Origin of the sequence: Pseudomonas sp. NPDC047961 (genome assembly GCF_050272435.1) — a bacterium.
Lineage (GTDB): Bacteria > Pseudomonadota > Gammaproteobacteria > Pseudomonadales > Pseudomonadaceae > Stutzerimonas.
On record NZ_JBNNMD010000002.1, the window covers coordinates 17,854 to 33,497 of the forward strand.

Below are 15,644 nucleotides of genomic sequence, written 5' to 3' on the forward strand. Positions count from 1 at the left end.
TCCTGTGAGATGACCATGCGCCGTTTGCTGAGTCTGCTGCTCCTGTTCTTCGCCCTCCCTGCCGCCGCAGGCCTGTTTGACAGCCGCCCTAGCGTGACGCTTGGAGGCCTGAACAACAGCGCGGACTTCTTGCCGGTACGCGAGGCGTTTCGCCTGAATCTGATCGACGCCTCGCCGGAGCTGGTGAAACTGCGTTTCGTTGCGGCGGAAGGCTATTACCTCTACCGGCACCAGTTCAAATTCAGGACCGATACGCCTGGGGTTGTGATCGCCGAGGCGAATCTTCCAGCCGGCGAGCAGAAGACCGATGACTATTTCGGCGAAGTCGAAGTCTATTACGGCGTGCTCGACGTCGAGCTACCGATTCGCAACCCGCAGAACCAACCCTTTACCTTGCAGGTGACTTACCAAGGTTGCGCAGACAAAGGCTTGTGCTATCCGCCGGAAACCGAATCTCTCGACATTGGTGGCGCGCCGACAGGGCCGCCCAAAGCATCGACTCCAAACAGTCCGACCGATGCCAGTGCCGGTCTCTCCTGGCGCTCGGTGGCGTTATTCTTTCTCGCGGGTTTGGGGCTGACCTTCACACCATGCGTCTTGCCAATGCTGCCGATTCTGTCCGGGGTCGTTTTGCGCGGACAGATCGGCGGGATGCGCAGCTTTGGCCTATCGCTCGCCTACGTCTTGCCAATGGCGGCCGGCTTCGCCGTGCTCGGTGCGCTCATGGGCATGTTCGGAGCCGAGCTGAATCTGCAGGCACGCCTGCAATCTCCCTGGATCCTAGTGCCGTTCGCGCTATTTTTCGTCGCCTTTGCCCTGGCCATGTTCGGACTGTTCGAGCTGCGCGTCCCGCAGGCCATGGGCTACCGCCTCGAGCGTATTGCGGGTAACGCCAAGGGCGGCTCCTTCGTCGGTGCCGCACTGCTCGGCACTGTCTCCAGCCTGCTGGTTTCGCCATGCGTCTCGGCACCGCTTGCTGGCGCTCTGCTGTATATCAGCGCCAGTGGCGATGCGCTGGGTGGCGGACTCAAACTGTTTGCCCTCGGCCTGGGAATGGGGACACCGCTGATTCTGTTCGCCATTGGCGGCGGCGCCCTGCTCCCCAAGAGCGGACCATGGATGGTCACGGTGCGCAACGTGTTCGGTGTGCTGCTGCTGGCAGTCGCGGTATGGATGCTCGAGCGGGTTTTGCCAGGTCCGCTGGCGCTGGCACTGTGGGGTTTGCTCGCTGCCGGCACGGCATTGTTCCTTGGCACCTTGGAGTTCGGTCTCAAGACCCCCCAACAAAAACTGGCGCAATTACTGGGCTTGGTCCTGCTGGTCTATGCCCTGGCGGCTTGGGTCGGTGCGCTGCAAGGTGGCTCCGATCCGCTTCGCCCATTGCCCCGCTCGACGTCCGCCGTCGGCAACAGTTTGGCCAGCGAAACTGAAGCCTGGCGCACGATAACCACCCCAGATGAACTCGACGCCCAGCTCAAAGCGGCACAAGCAGCCGGCCAGCCGTTGATGCTCGACTGGTACGCCGATTGGTGCATCAGCTGTAAGGTGATAGAGCGCGAAGTGTTCGCCGCCCCTCAAATTGCACCCCGCTTGGAAGACTACCGCCTGGTTCGCTTCGATATTACGGACAGTAACCCGGAACAACGGGCCTTGCTGGATCGCTATAAGCTGTTCGGACCGCCTGCGGTTCTATTCTTCGATCGCGCCGGCAATGAACTGACCGACGTCAGGGTCGTTGGTGAAATCGATGCCAGCCAGTTTGCTGAACGACTGGACCGCGCAGAAGCCTCTCTCTAGACGATTCCCTGCGGCAATCTCCAGTCATAATGTCGGCATTTACGCCGATCAAGACATGACTGGACAGTCAGCCCTTGCTTCGGGCATAGTTTTTCCCCTCACCGACCGACGCGCTCCAAGCGGCTGGTTGGATAGAACAACAAGGAATACTCATGGCGACGTTTCTGGTCCTCCACGGCCCGAATCTGAATATGCTTGGCACTCGCGAACCTGGCGTTTATGGCGCCATAACACTGGCTCAGATCAATCAGGATCTGGAGCAGCGAGCCCGCGACGCCGGCCATCACCTGTTGCACCTACAATCTAATGCCGAGTACGAACTGATCGAGCGCATCCATGCCGCACGCGGTGAAGGCGTGGACTTCATCCTGATCAATCCCGCCGCTTTCACACATACCAGCGTCGCCTTACGTGACGCGCTGCTAGCGGTGAGCATCCCATTCATCGAAGTGCACCTGTCCAACGTGCACAAGCGTGAACCTTTCCGCCATCACTCCTACTTCTCGGATGTCGCGGTAGGGGTGATCTGCGGCCTTGGCGCCAGCGGCTACCGCCTGGCATTGGAGGCCGCCCTGGAACAACTCGCTGCTTCCTGACAGGACCGCGCGCGACACGCGCCCGGCCTCGAAGAAGCGAGCAGCAATGCCCTTTGAACCTACTTGGGAGTCACCGCTTCATGGATATTCGTAAAGTCAAGAAACTGATCGAACTGCTGGAAGAATCCGGTATCGACGAACTGGAAATTCACGAAGGCGAAGAGTCCGTTCGCATCAGCCGTCACAGCAAGCAGGTTGCAATGCAGCAGCCCTACTACGCCCAGGCACCGATGCCAGCACCGGCAGCCGCTCCTGCTGCTGCAGCGCCAGCCGCCGACGCCGCACCGGTGCAGCCGAAGCTAAACGGCACCGTGGTCCGTTCGCCGATGGTAGGCACCTTCTACCGCGCATCGTCGCCGGAATCGGCAAACTTCGTCGAAGTTGGCCAGAGCGTTAAGAAAGGCGACATCCTCTGCATCGTCGAAGCGATGAAAATGATGAACCACATCGAGGCCGAAACCAGCGGCACCATCGAATCCATCCTGGTGGAGAATGGTCAGCCGGTCGAATACGACCAGCCGCTGTTCACCATCGTTTGAACCGCGGAGAACCAGCGATGTTGGAAAAAGTACTAATCGCCAACCGCGGTGAAATTGCCCTGCGGATTCTGCGAGCCTGCAAAGAGCTGGGGATCAAGACCGTTGCAGTTCACTCGACCGCAGACAGAGAGCTGATGCACCTGGCCCTGGCCGACGAGTCCGTCTGCATCGGCCCGGCCCTCGCCACCAACTCCTACCTGCACATCCCCTCGATTATTGCCGCCGCAGAAGTGACCGGCGCCACCGCGATCCATCCCGGCTATGGCTTTCTGGCTGAGAACGCCGACTTTGCCGAGCAGGTGGAGAAATCCGGTTTTGCCTTCGTCGGTCCTAAAGCGGAAACCATTCGCCTGATGGGCGACAAGGTCTCTGCCAAGGAAGCCATGATCAAAGCAGGCGTGCCTGTGGTGCCGGGTTCAGAGGGACCGCTACCGGAAGATGAAACCGAAGCGCTGCGCATCGCACGCGAAGTCGGCTATCCAGTGATCATCAAGGCAGCAGGCGGCGGTGGCGGGCGCGGCATGCGCGTGGTCCACAAGGAAGAAGACCTGATCAAGTCGGCCAAGCTGACCCGTACCGAAGCGGGCGCGGCGTTCGGCAATCCGATGGTCTATCTCGAGAAATTCCTGGGCAATCCGCGCCACGTCGAAGTTCAGGTTCTGTCCGATGGACAGGGCAACGCTGTGCATCTGGGCGACCGCGACTGCTCGCTGCAGCGCCGCCATCAGAAGGTTCTGGAAGAAGCACCTGCCCCCTATATCGACGAAAAAGCACGTGCCGAAGTACTCAAGCGTTGTACCGATGCCTGCGTCGAGATCGGCTACCGCGGCGCCGGTACCTTCGAGTTCCTTTACGAAGACGGTCGCTTCTACTTCATCGAAATGAACACGCGCGTTCAGGTAGAGCATCCGGTAACCGAAATGGTCACTGGCATCGACATCGTCAAGGAGATGCTCAGCATCGCTGCCGGCAACAAATTGTCGATCAAGCAGGAAGACGTGGTCATTCGCGGGCACTCCCTGGAATGTCGGATCAACGCCGAAGATCCCTCGAACTTCCTGCCCAGCCCTGGCAAGGTGAAGCACTTCCACGCGCCTGGCGGCAATGGCGTCCGGGTCGATTCACACCTGTACAGCGGTTATTCGGTGCCACCGAACTACGATTCGCTGATCGGCAAGCTGATCACCTACGGCGCGACACGCGAAGAAGCCATGGCTCGCATGCGCAACGCTCTGGACGAAATCGTTGTCGACGGCATCAAGACCAACATCCCGCTGCACCGGGATCTGGTCCGTGATGACGGCTTCTGCAAAGGCGGCGTGAACATCCATTACCTGGAAAAGAAGCTGGGAATGGACAAGCACTGATCCAGTGCTGACATCGACAAGGGCTGCCGATTGGCAGCCCTTGTCGTTTCTGGCTTCAGCCGGATGGAAGCTGCACGCATGCTCCAGTAATATTTCGACTTTTCCCCGGCCGGCTATCCCGGCCGTTCGCTCCGAGAGGCCCCAATGCCCTGGCTACAACTTCGTCTCGCCATCTCACCGGAACAGGCAGAAGCCCTCGAAGACGCACTATTGGGCGTTGGCGCAGTGTCCGTAACCTTTATGGACGCCGAAGATCAACCAATATTCGAGCCCGATCTCAACACCACTCCGCTGTGGTCGCACACACATTTGCTGGCGCTATTCGAAGGCGATACCGACGAAACCAACCTCCTGGCCCACCTGCAGCTCCTAACGGGCGGCGCGTTGCCCGAGTACCAGCTTGAACGGATCGAGGACCAGGATTGGGAACGCAGCTGGATGGACAGCTTCCACCCAATGCGTTTCGGCAGTCGCCTGTGGATCGTGCCGAGCTGGCATGCTGCTCCAGAGCCGGACGCAGTGAATCTGTTGCTCGATCCCGGCCTGGCCTTTGGCACCGGCACTCACCCGACCACGGCGCTCTGTCTGGAGTGGCTGGACGCGCAGCCGCTAGATGGTTTGGACGTGCTGGATTTCGGCTGTGGCTCCGGCATTTTGGCCATTGCTGCCCTGCTTTTAGGGGCGAAGCAAGCGGTGGGAACCGACATCGACGTACAGGCGCTCGAGGCATCGCGTGACAATGCCGGGCGCAACGGCATCGACCCAGCACGCTTCCCGCTCTATCTGCCCGAGCAGCTTCCCGATGGCCAGGCTGACGTGGTGGTCGCCAACATCCTCGCCGGCCCGCTGGTGGCACTGGCACCGCGCATCATCGAAAGGGTCAAGCCCGGCGGCCGTCTGGCCCTGTCGGGAGTATTGGCCGAGCAGGCTGAAGAGGTCCGTGCCGCCTATGCAGATCAATTCGAGCTTGACGCGACCGCGCACAAGGACGGTTGGGTGCGAATTACCGGCACCCGTCGGCTGTGATTAAAGTCTCTGGCCGAGCAATCAACTCGGCCGTTCTCCACTGCAGCTCACTGGCGTGCATGCGCTAGACTACGGCCATTTAAGCCGGACCAACGCATGACCAGCTTCGTCACCCAGTGCCCCCATTGCCAGACCAGCTTCCGCGTCAGCCGCACCCAGCTCGCCGCTGCCCAGGGTGTGGTGCGGTGCGGTGCGTGCATGGAGCTCTTCAACGCCGCCCGCTATCTGCAAGAAGCTGACACGACTGGCAACAGCGACGCGAGCGCAGATGGCACTCGCCTCGCCGCCGCTAGCGACGCGCCAAAAGCGCGAGCGCTGCCAGACAAACCTGCAGATCAAGACGACACGTTTTGGATCCACGACGATCTGGATCTGGACAGCCTTGATCTTGATGAAGAGTTGGCAAAACTTGAGCGACAGGAGCTGGAACTGTCCCGCGAATTCCTGGAGCTTGAACCGCAACCTGGTGAACAGCAGCACCACGAACACACCGACCATTCAATTGATGACGACGAAGCGTGGGCCGAGCAGCTGTTGAGCGCGGAATCAGCGCCCCAAACACGCAACGAGCCGCTCAAGGCGGAGCCAGAACATACCGCCGAGCCCGGCACCGATATCTCGGATATTCACTTCACCCCAGTGAGCGCCGAACACCCTGCCCCGCCGAGCCCGCTGGCAAGCACTACTGATCCATTGATCAGCCAGCTCAACTCAGCGGGACGCACCGAGCCACTGCTCGACCGGCCGTTCGATTCCGATGAAGACAGTGCGCAGGCTGCGCTGGCGGGCCGAAACGGAGTCAGCACCGAGCGAGAATACGGCCGTGGGGAGCGGCTGTTCGAACTGGACGATGAGCCGTTGCAACTCGATTGGCAGGCGCGCCGGCGCCCCTGGGGCCGCTGGTTGGGTTGGGGCTTATTGAACCTGATCGCCCTGCTTGGGTTAGCAGCGCAGTATGCCGCCTATAACTTCGACGAGCTCGCGCGACAAGATGAGTACCGCCCTTGGCTGGAGAAAATCTGTCCTGCTCTTGGCTGCGAGTTGCCGCCCAGAGTCGACATCAGCCAGATCAAGAGCAGCAATCTAGTGGTACGCAGCCACCCGGACTTCGCGGGGGCGCTGGTTGTCGATGCGATCATCTACAACCGCGCGCCGTTTGCCCAGCCGTTCCCATTGCTGGAAGTGCGCTTCGCCGACATTCAGGGCCAGACACTTGCGCGGCGTACCTTCAAGCCCGGCGAATACCTCTCAGGAGAGCTCGCCGGACAGCGGGAAATGCCTTCGCAGATCCCTATCCACATTGCGCTGGATATTCTCGACCCGGGCATTACGGCAGTAAATTACAGCCTCGCGTTTCGCTCCCCCGATTAACGACCGCACAGCCTGAGACGATAAGCGGCCTCTGCCGCCCCCCTTTTTCGGGGCGGCATGCTACTGCTGGTTATAAGCTCGGAGCTGTTCAGATTTTGTTCAGAACAGCCTTTAACCCGTCATCCGTAGCGGGTATTATGCACACCCTTTTTTGCTGTCCCGATCGACCTAACAAGCAGGCTCCAAGCAGGGAATCTTCATGTCAGCGGTACGCATCGGCCCCTATATCCTTCCGAATCGATTGATCCTCGCGCCCATGGCCGGCGTGACCGATCAGCCGTTCCGCCAGTTATGCCGACGTCTGGGCGCTGGCATGGTGGTGTCAGAAATGGTGACCAGCGATTTGCGCCTGTGGAACAGCCGCAAATCGCGCCTGCGCTTGCTGCACGACGGGGATCCAGAACCGCGCTCAGTGCAGATCGCCGGCGGCGACCCACAAATGCTGGCCGAAGCGGCCGCTCGCAATGTCGAACTGGGCGCGCAGATTATTGACATCAACATGGGTTGCCCAGCCAAGAAAGTGTGCAACAAGGCCGCCGGCTCGGCGTTGATGAAAGATGAAAAGCTGGTCTCGGAAATACTCGAGGCTGTGGTCGCTGCGGTTGATGTGCCAGTGACCCTGAAAATTCGTACGGGGTGGGACAGGCAGAACAAGAACGGGCTCGCGGTGGCGAGAATTGCCGAGCAATCCGGGATCGCCGCGCTGGCCGTTCATGGCCGCACGCGTGCCGATCTCTACACAGGTGACGCGGAATACGAGACCGTCGCGGCGATCAAGCAGGCCGTCTCGATACCGGTATTTGCCAATGGCGACATCGATACACCAGAAAAAGCCCGCCAGGTACTCGACACGACGGGTGCGGACGGCCTGCTCATTGGCCGGGCCGCGCAGGGTAAGCCGTGGATCTTTCGTGAGATAAACCATTACCTCGCGACAGGCGAGCTGATGGCACCTCCGACGCTGGGTGAGATCGAGGGTATTCTGCTGCAGCATCTCGAGGCACTGCATGCGTTCTACGGCGATGTGATGGGTGTACGTATCGCCCGTAAGCACGTCAGTTGGTACCTGGCAACACTACCCGGCGCGCAGGAATACCGCGGCCGGTTCAACGGTTTGGAAGACAGGGATGCGCAATGCGCCAGCGTTCGGGGATTTTTCGCCGAACGCCGTACACGCCCTGATTCGGGGGAAGGAAAAGGGGTGGCTGCATGACGCTGTTGAACGAAACCTTGTTAACTGGAACAACATCCGTGAGCGACAACGTGAACCTCAAGCAACACCTTAATACGCCGAGCGAAGCAGGTCAGACCTTGCGAGGCAGTGTGGAGAAGGCGTTGCATAACTATTTCGCGCACCTAGAAGGCGCGGACGTTACGGACGTTTACAACCTGGTGCTTTCCGAGGTGGAAGCCCCACTGCTGGAAACCGTGATGAATTACGTCAAGGGCAACCAGACCAAGGCCTCGGAGTTGTTGGGCCTGAACCGTGGCACCTTGCGTAAGAAACTCAAGCAGTACGACCTTCTCTGATTAGCGGTGAGCTCCGATGGAACGGTGCAAGCCGTCTTCCAAAGAGCTATCCGCTTGCAGCCTGTAGCTCTTAGGAAATGTCCATGACCGACCAAAGCACCCGCCTTCCCGTCCGCCGCGCGCTGATCAGCGTGTCCGACAAGACCGGCGTCGTTGATTTTGCCCGCGCACTCGTCACTCTGGGCGTCGAGGTCCTGTCCACCGGCGGCACCTTTAAGCTGCTGCGCGACAACGACATCGCCGCCGTCGAAGTAGCCGACTACACCGGCTATCCGGAGATGATGGACGGTCGGGTCAAGACACTGCATCCAAAGATTCACGGCGGCATCCTTGGCCGCCGTGACATGGATGGCGCAGTCATGGCCGAGCATGGCATCAACCCGATCGACCTGGTCGCAGTCAACCTGTATCCCTTCGCCGCTACCGTCGCCAAGCCTGGCTGTACGCTGCCGGACGCCATCGAGAACATCGACATCGGTGGTCCAACCATGGTCCGCAGCGCCGCTAAGAACCATAAGGACGTCGCCATCGTCGTCAACGTCGACGATTACGCTCAGGTCATCGACAACCTGAAAAACGGCGGCCTGACCTATGCACAGCGTTTCGACCTGGCGCTCAAGGCCTTCGAACACACCGCCTCCTATGACGGCATGATCGCGAATTACCTGGGGACCGTCGACCAGAGTACTGAGACGCTGTCGACTGAGGGACGCAGCCTGCTTCCGCGGACGTTCACCACCCAGTTCGTCAAGGCGCAGGACATGCGCTACGGTGAGAACCCCCATCAGATTGCGGCCTTCTACGTCGAGACCGCTGACGAAGCCTGCGTCGCCACTGCCCGCCAGCTGCAGGGCAAGGAATTGTCGTTCAACAACGTCGCCGATACCGACGCGGCGCTTGAGTGCGTGAAGAGCTTCGTCAAGCCAGCCTGCGTAATCGTCAAACACGCGAACCCGTGCGGCGTCGCCGTCGTTCCGGATGCTGAGGGCGGCATCCGTCAGGCCTATGAACTGGCTTATGCGACCGACAGCGAGTCGGCATTCGGCGGCATCATTGCCTTCAACCGGGAGCTGGATGGCGAAACGGCAAAAGCCATCGTCGAACGGCAGTTCGTCGAGGTGATCATTGCACCAAGCATATCGGCCGAAGCCCGCCAAGTGGTCGCAAGCAAAGCCAACGTACGCCTGCTCGAATGCGGCCAGTGGCCGGCTGATCGTGCACCGGGCTGGGACTTCAAGCGCGTCAACGGTGGTCTTTTGGTACAGAGCCGCGACATTGGGATGATCAGCGAAGCCGACCTGAAGGTCGTCACTCAGCGCGCCCCGACCGAACAGGAAATCCACGACCTGATTTTCGCCTGGAAAGTAGCCAAGTTCGTCAAGTCCAATGCCATCGTCTACGCCAAGAATCGGCAGACAGTCGGGGTCGGTGCCGGACAAATGAGCCGGGTCAACTCCGCACGGATCGCAGCGATCAAGGCCGAGCATGCCGGCCTGCAGGTGCCCGGTGCGGTGATGGCCAGCGATGCGTTTTTCCCGTTCCGGGATGGCATCGATAACGCCGCCAAAGCCGGTATTACCGCGGTAATCCAGCCAGGTGGTTCGATGCGCGACGCCGAGGTGATTGCTGCTGCAGACGAAGCCGGCATTGCCATGGTGTTCACCGGCATGCGCCATTTCAGGCACTAAAAGCTCGAAGTCTGAAGCTGGAAGACTGAAGCCTACTGCTTCCTGCTTCCTGCTTCGGCTTCCTGCTCTCAGACGAGAGACTTGAGTATGAACGTTTTAATCATCGGCAGCGGCGGCCGCGAGCACGCCCTGGCCTGGAAGGTCGCGCAGGATCCACGCGTAGAGAAAGTTTTCGTCGCGCCTGGCAATGCTGGTACGGCAACTGAAGCGAAGTGTGAAAACGTCGCGATCGACGTACTCGCCATCGAACAACTGGCAGACTTCGCCGAGCAGAACGTGCAGCTCACCATCGTTGGTCCCGAGGCGCCACTGGTCAAAGGTGTCGTCGATCTGTTCCGTTCGCGCGGGCTCGACTGCTTCGGCCCAACCGCTGCTGCAGCACAACTGGAAGGGTCCAAGGCGTTCACCAAAGACTTCCTTGCCCGTCACAACATTCCTACCGCCGACTACCAGAATTTCACCGAAGTCCAACCGGCACTTGCCTATCTGCAAGAAAAAGGCGCGCCGATTGTGATCAAGGCCGATGGCCTGGCGGCCGGTAAAGGCGTGATCGTCGCCATGACCCTGGCCGAAGCGGAAGAAGCCGTGCGCGACATGCTCTCCGGCAACGCATTCGGTGATGCTGGCGCACGGGTAGTGATCGAAGAATTTCTCGACGGCGAGGAAGCCAGCTTCATCGTCATGGTCGATGGCACCAATGTGTTGCCAATGGCCACCAGCCAGGACCATAAGCGTGTCGGCGATGGCGACACCGGCCCAAACACGGGTGGAATGGGCGCTTATTCTCCGGCGCCGGTGGTGACCGCTGACGTCCATCAACGTGTGATGGACGAGGTGATCTGGCCGACCGTTAAAGGCATGGCTGCCGAGGGCAACGTCTATACCGGCTTCCTCTACGCCGGCTTGATGATCGACCGCAACGGCGCGCCCAAAGTCATCGAATTCAATTGCCGCTTTGGCGATCCGGAAACACAGCCGATCATGCTGCGCCTGCAGTCGAGCCTGGTGCTGCTGGTCGAAGCAGCTTTGGCCAAGGCGCTGAACAAGATCGAAGCGCAGTGGGATCCGCGCCCGAGCCTGGGCGTAGTACTGGCTGCGGGAGGCTATCCCGGTGACTACAGTAAAGGCGCCGCGATCCGCGGCCTGGACGCTGCTGCTCAACTGGAGGGAAAGGTGTTCCATGCCGGGACCGTATTGGTGGACGGAGCGGTGACCACTGCAGGCGGCCGCGTGCTCTGCGCTACAGCCCTTGGCGATACGGTCTCCGCAGCTCAGCAAAATGCTTATGCACTGGCCGCTCGCATTGAGTGGGACGGGCATTTTTACCGCCATGACATCGGTTATCGTGCAATTGCACGTGAGCAGGGCGGAAGCTAAGCGCGAAATTCGCGGCAATGTGCGCGACGGCAGCTCCTATTGGTCGTTGCGCGCATCACTGAGCGCCAGTACGGTGGTTATAATCCACCGTCACACACATGAAGGGACTTCAATCGTGCGTCGACTCTGGGTCGCCATTGCTTTTACCTTCAGTCTGTTGTTGGCTGCGCTGGTCGCATGGCCTGCATTCGCCGCCATTAGCGAGCCGGCTCCCCTTCCCGTATCGCCCGAGGCTCTAACGGCGACAGAGCCCAACTGGCGTTTGCTCATCGACCAATCCGGTCTACTCACCCTTGACGAGGTTCTGGCTCAGCGCAGCCTGTTCCAGCGAATCGACAAACATGCCTATGCCGCACCCGCCAGTGAAAACGCCGTCTGGTTGCAGGTGACCCTTCCGGCGTTCGTCGATCCGAACTGGTTGTGGATCTTCGCGCCACGCGTGCAATACCTCGATTTTTACTTGCTGCGCGATGGCCAACTGGAACGCCATATTCAAACAGGCGAGCTCAGGCCTCTCGAGTCGCGCCCCCTGCCTACTCGTGCATATCTGTTTTCGCTTCCCAATGACGACACGCCTCGCGAGGCCTACATCCGCCTGCAATCGTCCCACCCGATCATGGCCTGGTTCAGCACCGTGGATGAGATAGGGCTTGTCGGGCTGGCGCAACCGGCTTACCTATTTGGTGCATTGTTTGGTGCCCTGGCCCTACTGACCATCTACAACCTACTGCGCTTTGCCTACACCTTGAGCTACAGCCATGTATGGCTTGCCTTGCTACACAGCGCCCTCCTGACCTCTGCGATCGCGAATCTGGGTCTGCTTGCAGTCTGGTCGCCGAAGCTGATCTATAGCCAGCCGCTGATCGCCGATATGGCCGCATTGCTGACCTGTATTTCCTTGCTAGCCTTCACATACGGCTTCTTCCATAACCGCAAGGTTCCCTGGATAACCGGGGTGCTAGCGCTGGAAGCAGGCCTCGTCAGCGCACTCGGAGCAACCATACTGTTCACCGGCCATCTCTGGTTCAGCTGGTTGATATATGCGCTGGTGCTCGGCACCGCCGCCACCGTTACCGTCGTGGCAATTCATCATTGGCGGCAGCGCTACGAACCCGCCCGATTGCTGGTTGCTGGCATGCTGTTGTTCGATGGCGGTTTCGTCCTCGTCCTGCCCGTTCTGCTGGGCTTCAATCAATTCGACCCGGATTGGCTGACCGGGATCATGTTCAGCGTGGCTACCTGCTCTGGGTTGATCCTCAGCTTCGCGCTGCTCGAGCGGCAGCGACAAATTCAGTCGGACAACCGCAATCAACATACAGCCGAAGCCGTTAATAGCGCGGAATTGCGGACCAAAGCGGACTTCCTGGCAAAGATCAGCCACGAGATTCGTACTCCGATGAACGGTGTGCTTGGCATGAGTGAACTGCTACTCAGCACCTCGCTATCAGCCAAACAACGTGACTACGTCCAGACCATTCACAGCTCCGGTAACGAGTTGCTCAATTTGATCAACGAGATACTGGACATTTCCAAGCTGGAGTCCGGACAGATCGAACTGGACGACGTACAGTTTGATCTCAACGCCCTGATCGAAGATTGCCTCAGTATTTTCCGCGCCAAGGCCGAACAGCAGCGAGTCGAGCTGATCAGCTTTGTCCAGCCTCAGATGCCGCATGTGGTTGCCGGGGACCCGACTCGCTTGCGCCAGGCATTGTTGAATCTGCTCGAGAACGCCTTCAAGCAAACCGAAGAAGGCGAGGTGTTACTGACCGCAGCGGTGGACGACCGCGAGGGCCAGCCCCGCCTGCGCATCACCGTGCAGGACAGTGGAAGACCGCTGGAAACAGAGGAGCGGGATGCTCTGCTCAACGCTGCGTTGGATAGCCGCGACTTTCTCGCCGCGACGCGCCATGGTGGCCGCCTCGGCCTGATCATCGCTCGACAGCTGATACACCTAATGGATGGCGAGTTCGGCATTCAGACCGGCGGCATCGCCGGTAACACGCTGTGGATGAGTTTGCCACTGTCGGCCGAGATCGCCGAACCCGCCAGCGATCTCGACAATCAGCTCAAAGGCGCCCGGCTGCTGGTGGTGGATGACAACGATACCTGCCGAAAAGTGCTCGGCCAACAGTGCAGCAGCTGGGGCATGGAGGTCAGTGCGGTTGCCTCAGGCAAAGAGGCGTTGGCGCTGCTGCGAACCAAGGCGCACCTACGCGACTATTTCGACGTGGTTTTGCTTGATCAGGACATGCCCGGTATGACGGGCATGCAGCTGGCCAGTAGAATCAAGGAAGACTTCAGCCTTAACCACGACATCCTGTTGATTATGCTGACCGGCATGAGCAGCGCGCCGAGCAAGATCATTGCACGCAACGCTGGCATCAAACGCATCCTGGCTAAACCCGTCGCCGGCTACACACTGAAAACCACCTTAGCGGACGAGCTTGCTCGCCGCACCAGCGCGATCACGCAGTCCTCGGTGACCCAAGCCAACGCACCGCTTACGGTGCCTGACGATTTTCGCATCTTGGTCGCAGAGGACAACAGCATATCCACCAAAGTCATCCGCGGCATGCTGAGCAAACTCAACCTCAAACCGGATACCGCCAGCAATGGAGCGGAGGCGCTTGCACTGATCAAAACGCACCCCTACGACCTGGTGCTCATGGACTGTGAGATGCCGGTGATGGACGGCTTCGAGGCAACCGCACAGCTACGCGCTTGGGAAACCTCCGAGGCCAGGCCGCGGACACCGGTGGTGGCGCTGACTGCGCATATTCTCAGCGAGCACCGAGAGCGCGCCCGCGAAGCCGGGATGGATGGGCACATGGCCAAACCAGTCGAAATGTCCCAGCTACGCGAGCTGATCGAGCACTGGGCCCGGACCCGAGCAGCCACGGCGGATCGCTAGGCTTTGGTCATGCCTAGCGGGTTGGCGGCACATACCTAACATCGCTGATGATCAGCAGGCTTTCAGGTTGGGCAGGCATCCGAGACGCTTTGATCTCAAGGTCTTGGGCCGGCACCGCATAGCTCATGCGCCGAGTCAGCATCCGCAGGGCATTCACCAGCAAAGCAATTGCCAGTGGTTCCCCTGGACAACGATGGCCCGTCGCAGCGTCGCCGCCGCCTTGAGTAATGAAGTTAAAGGCACTTCCATCCCAGGTCGCAAAACGTTCGGGCCGAAACGCTTCGGGCTCCTCCCAGAGCCTGGCATCGCGATTGGTACCGTAGATATCCAGCAAGACTCGCGTGCCCTTCGGAAAGAAAAAGCCCCTCCACTCGAAATCCTTTCGCACCCGAGCGGCTGTAAACGGGAAGAAGGCATACAACCGGCGAACTTCCTGAGCGAAAGGCTCCAACGCCGAATCCTCTTGCTGCAGGCGCTGCCGCCACTGGGGGTGAGCCAGCAGTTCCACAGCGGCAAAGATTACAAAGCGTGCTACCGCGACGGTGGGGCGCAACAGATTAAGCATTTCGACCGCCGCCACTCGCTCGTTCAGCAAAGCCCCATCTATATCGCGATGCCGGGCGATAACCGCCAGGGGCCGGTCCTTATCGACCTTCAACGCCCCAGCTCGCCATTGCCTGATCAGCTCGACCATCCAGGTCTCGGCTTCTTTGCGGGCTCGTCGGGCATGCCAATGACGGGCCCCAATGCCACCCGCGCCGTCAATCATGGCGGCCAACTGGTCACGACGTTGAGTCACTTCGTCTTCGGCGAGCGGCACGCCAGCCCACTCGCATACGGTACGGGTAAGGATCGTCTGTACCTCAGTCATCAGAACCAGGCGATCACGGTGTTGCCACGTCTCGATGGCCGCTTGCCAATAGGCCTCGCTCACACGGACCAGCTCTACCACGGCCTCGTCGGATAGCAGCGACATGAACAATGCCTTTCGATGCCGGTGGGCTTCGTCATCCAAGCCCTGCACACCACCCTCACCGAACAGTGTTTTCTGCAACATGCGCGGCGCTGCGCGCTGACGCTGGAAAAGCCGCTCGTCATAGAACAGCTTCGCCGCTTCTTTACCACTCATGCAGATAGTGTTCTGCATAAGCAGCCGAACCTGGAAAATATCTGTTCCAAGCCTGTGGCAGCGACTGGGGATAAATGAATAGCCTTCGCCAAGTAACGAAAGCGAGCTTTCTGCCTGGGAAACGCGGGGAATATCTGGCATGAGCACACCTTTGTAGTTGCTCCACGATGGACTCCACCGCGGTACAGGGGTGCCCCAGTTAGGTACCTTTCGTCCAACAATGAACAAAACGCCCGGTCCGCTGCCGATAAAAGACCGGCCGAATTATTCAGCGACGTAGCATTACCCATTGTCCGAACCTTCGCTTCGA

12 protein-coding genes are annotated in these 15,644 nt (G+C 59.8%); 11 read left to right on the forward strand and 1 reads right to left on the reverse strand.

Annotated elements, in window-relative coordinates:
- The first annotated feature begins 15 nt into the window (after positions 1-15).
- The 11 genes from ACQKIK_RS06365 to ACQKIK_RS06415 all read left to right on the forward strand — a co-directional run bounded on the left by ACQKIK_RS06365 (position 16) and on the right by ACQKIK_RS06415 (position 14,205).
- Positions 16-1,797, forward strand: coding sequence for a protein-disulfide reductase DsbD (locus tag ACQKIK_RS06365; RefSeq protein WP_499135236.1), 1,782 nt, complete (start codon positions 16-18; stop codon positions 1,795-1,797).
- A 152-nt stretch (positions 1,798-1,949) separates the two neighbouring features.
- Complete coding sequence (aroQ, locus tag ACQKIK_RS06370) at positions 1,950-2,393, forward strand: type II 3-dehydroquinate dehydratase (protein ID WP_045424891.1); 444 nt, start codon at positions 1,950-1,952, stop codon at positions 2,391-2,393.
- An 80-nt stretch (positions 2,394-2,473) separates the two neighbouring features.
- Positions 2,474-2,932 (forward strand): acetyl-CoA carboxylase biotin carboxyl carrier protein, encoded by a 459-nt coding sequence (gene accB / locus ACQKIK_RS06375; RefSeq protein ID WP_045424890.1) that lies wholly within the window; start codon positions 2,474-2,476, stop codon positions 2,930-2,932.
- 17 nt (positions 2,933-2,949) lie between these two features.
- A complete protein-coding gene (gene accC / locus ACQKIK_RS06380) occupies positions 2,950-4,299 on the forward strand; it encodes an acetyl-CoA carboxylase biotin carboxylase subunit (RefSeq protein WP_045424888.1) in 1,350 nt (449 codons plus the stop codon).
- A gap of 144 nt (positions 4,300-4,443) precedes the next feature.
- Positions 4,444-5,325 carry a 50S ribosomal protein L11 methyltransferase gene (gene prmA / locus ACQKIK_RS06385; RefSeq protein WP_127839994.1) on the forward strand — a complete coding sequence of 294 codons (882 nt, stop codon included), beginning with the start codon at positions 4,444-4,446 and terminating at the stop codon, positions 5,323-5,325.
- A 96-nt stretch (positions 5,326-5,421) separates the two neighbouring features.
- Entirely contained in the window at positions 5,422-6,696 is a 1,275-nt protein-coding gene (locus tag ACQKIK_RS06390) for a DUF3426 domain-containing protein (protein WP_499135239.1), read from the forward strand.
- A gap of 199 nt (positions 6,697-6,895) precedes the next feature.
- A complete protein-coding gene (gene dusB / locus ACQKIK_RS06395; RefSeq protein WP_499135241.1) occupies positions 6,896-7,909 on the forward strand; it encodes a tRNA dihydrouridine synthase DusB in 1,014 nt (337 codons plus the stop codon).
- Positions 7,906-8,226 (forward strand): DNA-binding transcriptional regulator Fis, encoded by a 321-nt coding sequence (gene fis / locus ACQKIK_RS06400; protein ID WP_021208373.1) that lies wholly within the window; start codon positions 7,906-7,908, stop codon positions 8,224-8,226. The genes dusB and fis overlap by 4 nt, the downstream gene beginning before the upstream one ends.
- An 83-nt stretch (positions 8,227-8,309) precedes the next feature.
- The gene (gene purH / locus ACQKIK_RS06405; protein ID WP_499135244.1) at positions 8,310-9,914 is read left to right on the forward strand and encodes a bifunctional phosphoribosylaminoimidazolecarboxamide formyltransferase/IMP cyclohydrolase; all 1,605 of its coding nucleotides are present in this window, start codon (positions 8,310-8,312) and stop codon (positions 9,912-9,914) included.
- A gap of 87 nt (positions 9,915-10,001) precedes the next feature.
- Positions 10,002-11,291, forward strand: a complete 1,290-nt coding sequence (gene purD, locus ACQKIK_RS06410; protein WP_499135246.1) for a phosphoribosylamine--glycine ligase — start codon at positions 10,002-10,004, stop codon at positions 11,289-11,291.
- Between the two features lie 115 nt (positions 11,292-11,406).
- Complete coding sequence (locus ACQKIK_RS06415; protein ID WP_499135248.1) at positions 11,407-14,205, forward strand: hybrid sensor histidine kinase/response regulator; 2,799 nt, start codon at positions 11,407-11,409, stop codon at positions 14,203-14,205.
- Positions 14,206-14,218: 13 nt separating this feature from the next.
- Here ACQKIK_RS06415 and ACQKIK_RS06420 read toward each other — a convergent pair whose 3' ends face one another.
- The gene (locus tag ACQKIK_RS06420; RefSeq protein ID WP_499135249.1) at positions 14,219-15,352 is read right to left on the reverse strand and encodes a cytochrome P450; all 1,134 of its coding nucleotides are present in this window, start codon (positions 15,350-15,352) and stop codon (positions 14,219-14,221) included.
- Positions 15,353-15,644: the final 292 nt, after the last annotated feature.

Bases quoted from the DNA above. Each gene is read 5' to 3' on its own strand.
- ACQKIK_RS06365 (WP_499135236.1), top strand. From the start codon at position 16: ATGCGCCGTTTGCTGAGTCTGCTGCTCCTGTTCTTCGCCCTCCCTGCC.
- aroQ (WP_045424891.1), top strand. From the start codon at position 1,950: ATGGCGACGTTTCTGGTCCTCCACGGCCCGAATCTGAATATGCTTGGC.
- accB (WP_045424890.1), top strand. From the start codon at position 2,474: ATGGATATTCGTAAAGTCAAGAAACTGATCGAACTGCTGGAAGAATCC.
- accC (WP_045424888.1), top strand. From the start codon at position 2,950: ATGTTGGAAAAAGTACTAATCGCCAACCGCGGTGAAATTGCCCTGCGG.
- prmA (WP_127839994.1), top strand. From the start codon at position 4,444: ATGCCCTGGCTACAACTTCGTCTCGCCATCTCACCGGAACAGGCAGAA.
- ACQKIK_RS06390 (WP_499135239.1), top strand. From the start codon at position 5,422: ATGACCAGCTTCGTCACCCAGTGCCCCCATTGCCAGACCAGCTTCCGC.
- dusB (WP_499135241.1), top strand. From the start codon at position 6,896: ATGTCAGCGGTACGCATCGGCCCCTATATCCTTCCGAATCGATTGATC.
- fis (WP_021208373.1), top strand. From the start codon at position 7,906: ATGACGCTGTTGAACGAAACCTTGTTAACTGGAACAACATCCGTGAGC.
- purH (WP_499135244.1), top strand. From the start codon at position 8,310: ATGACCGACCAAAGCACCCGCCTTCCCGTCCGCCGCGCGCTGATCAGC.
- purD (WP_499135246.1), top strand. From the start codon at position 10,002: ATGAACGTTTTAATCATCGGCAGCGGCGGCCGCGAGCACGCCCTGGCC.
- ACQKIK_RS06420 (WP_499135249.1), bottom strand. From the start codon at position 15,352: ATGCAGAACACTATCTGCATGAGTGGTAAAGAAGCGGCGAAGCTGTTC.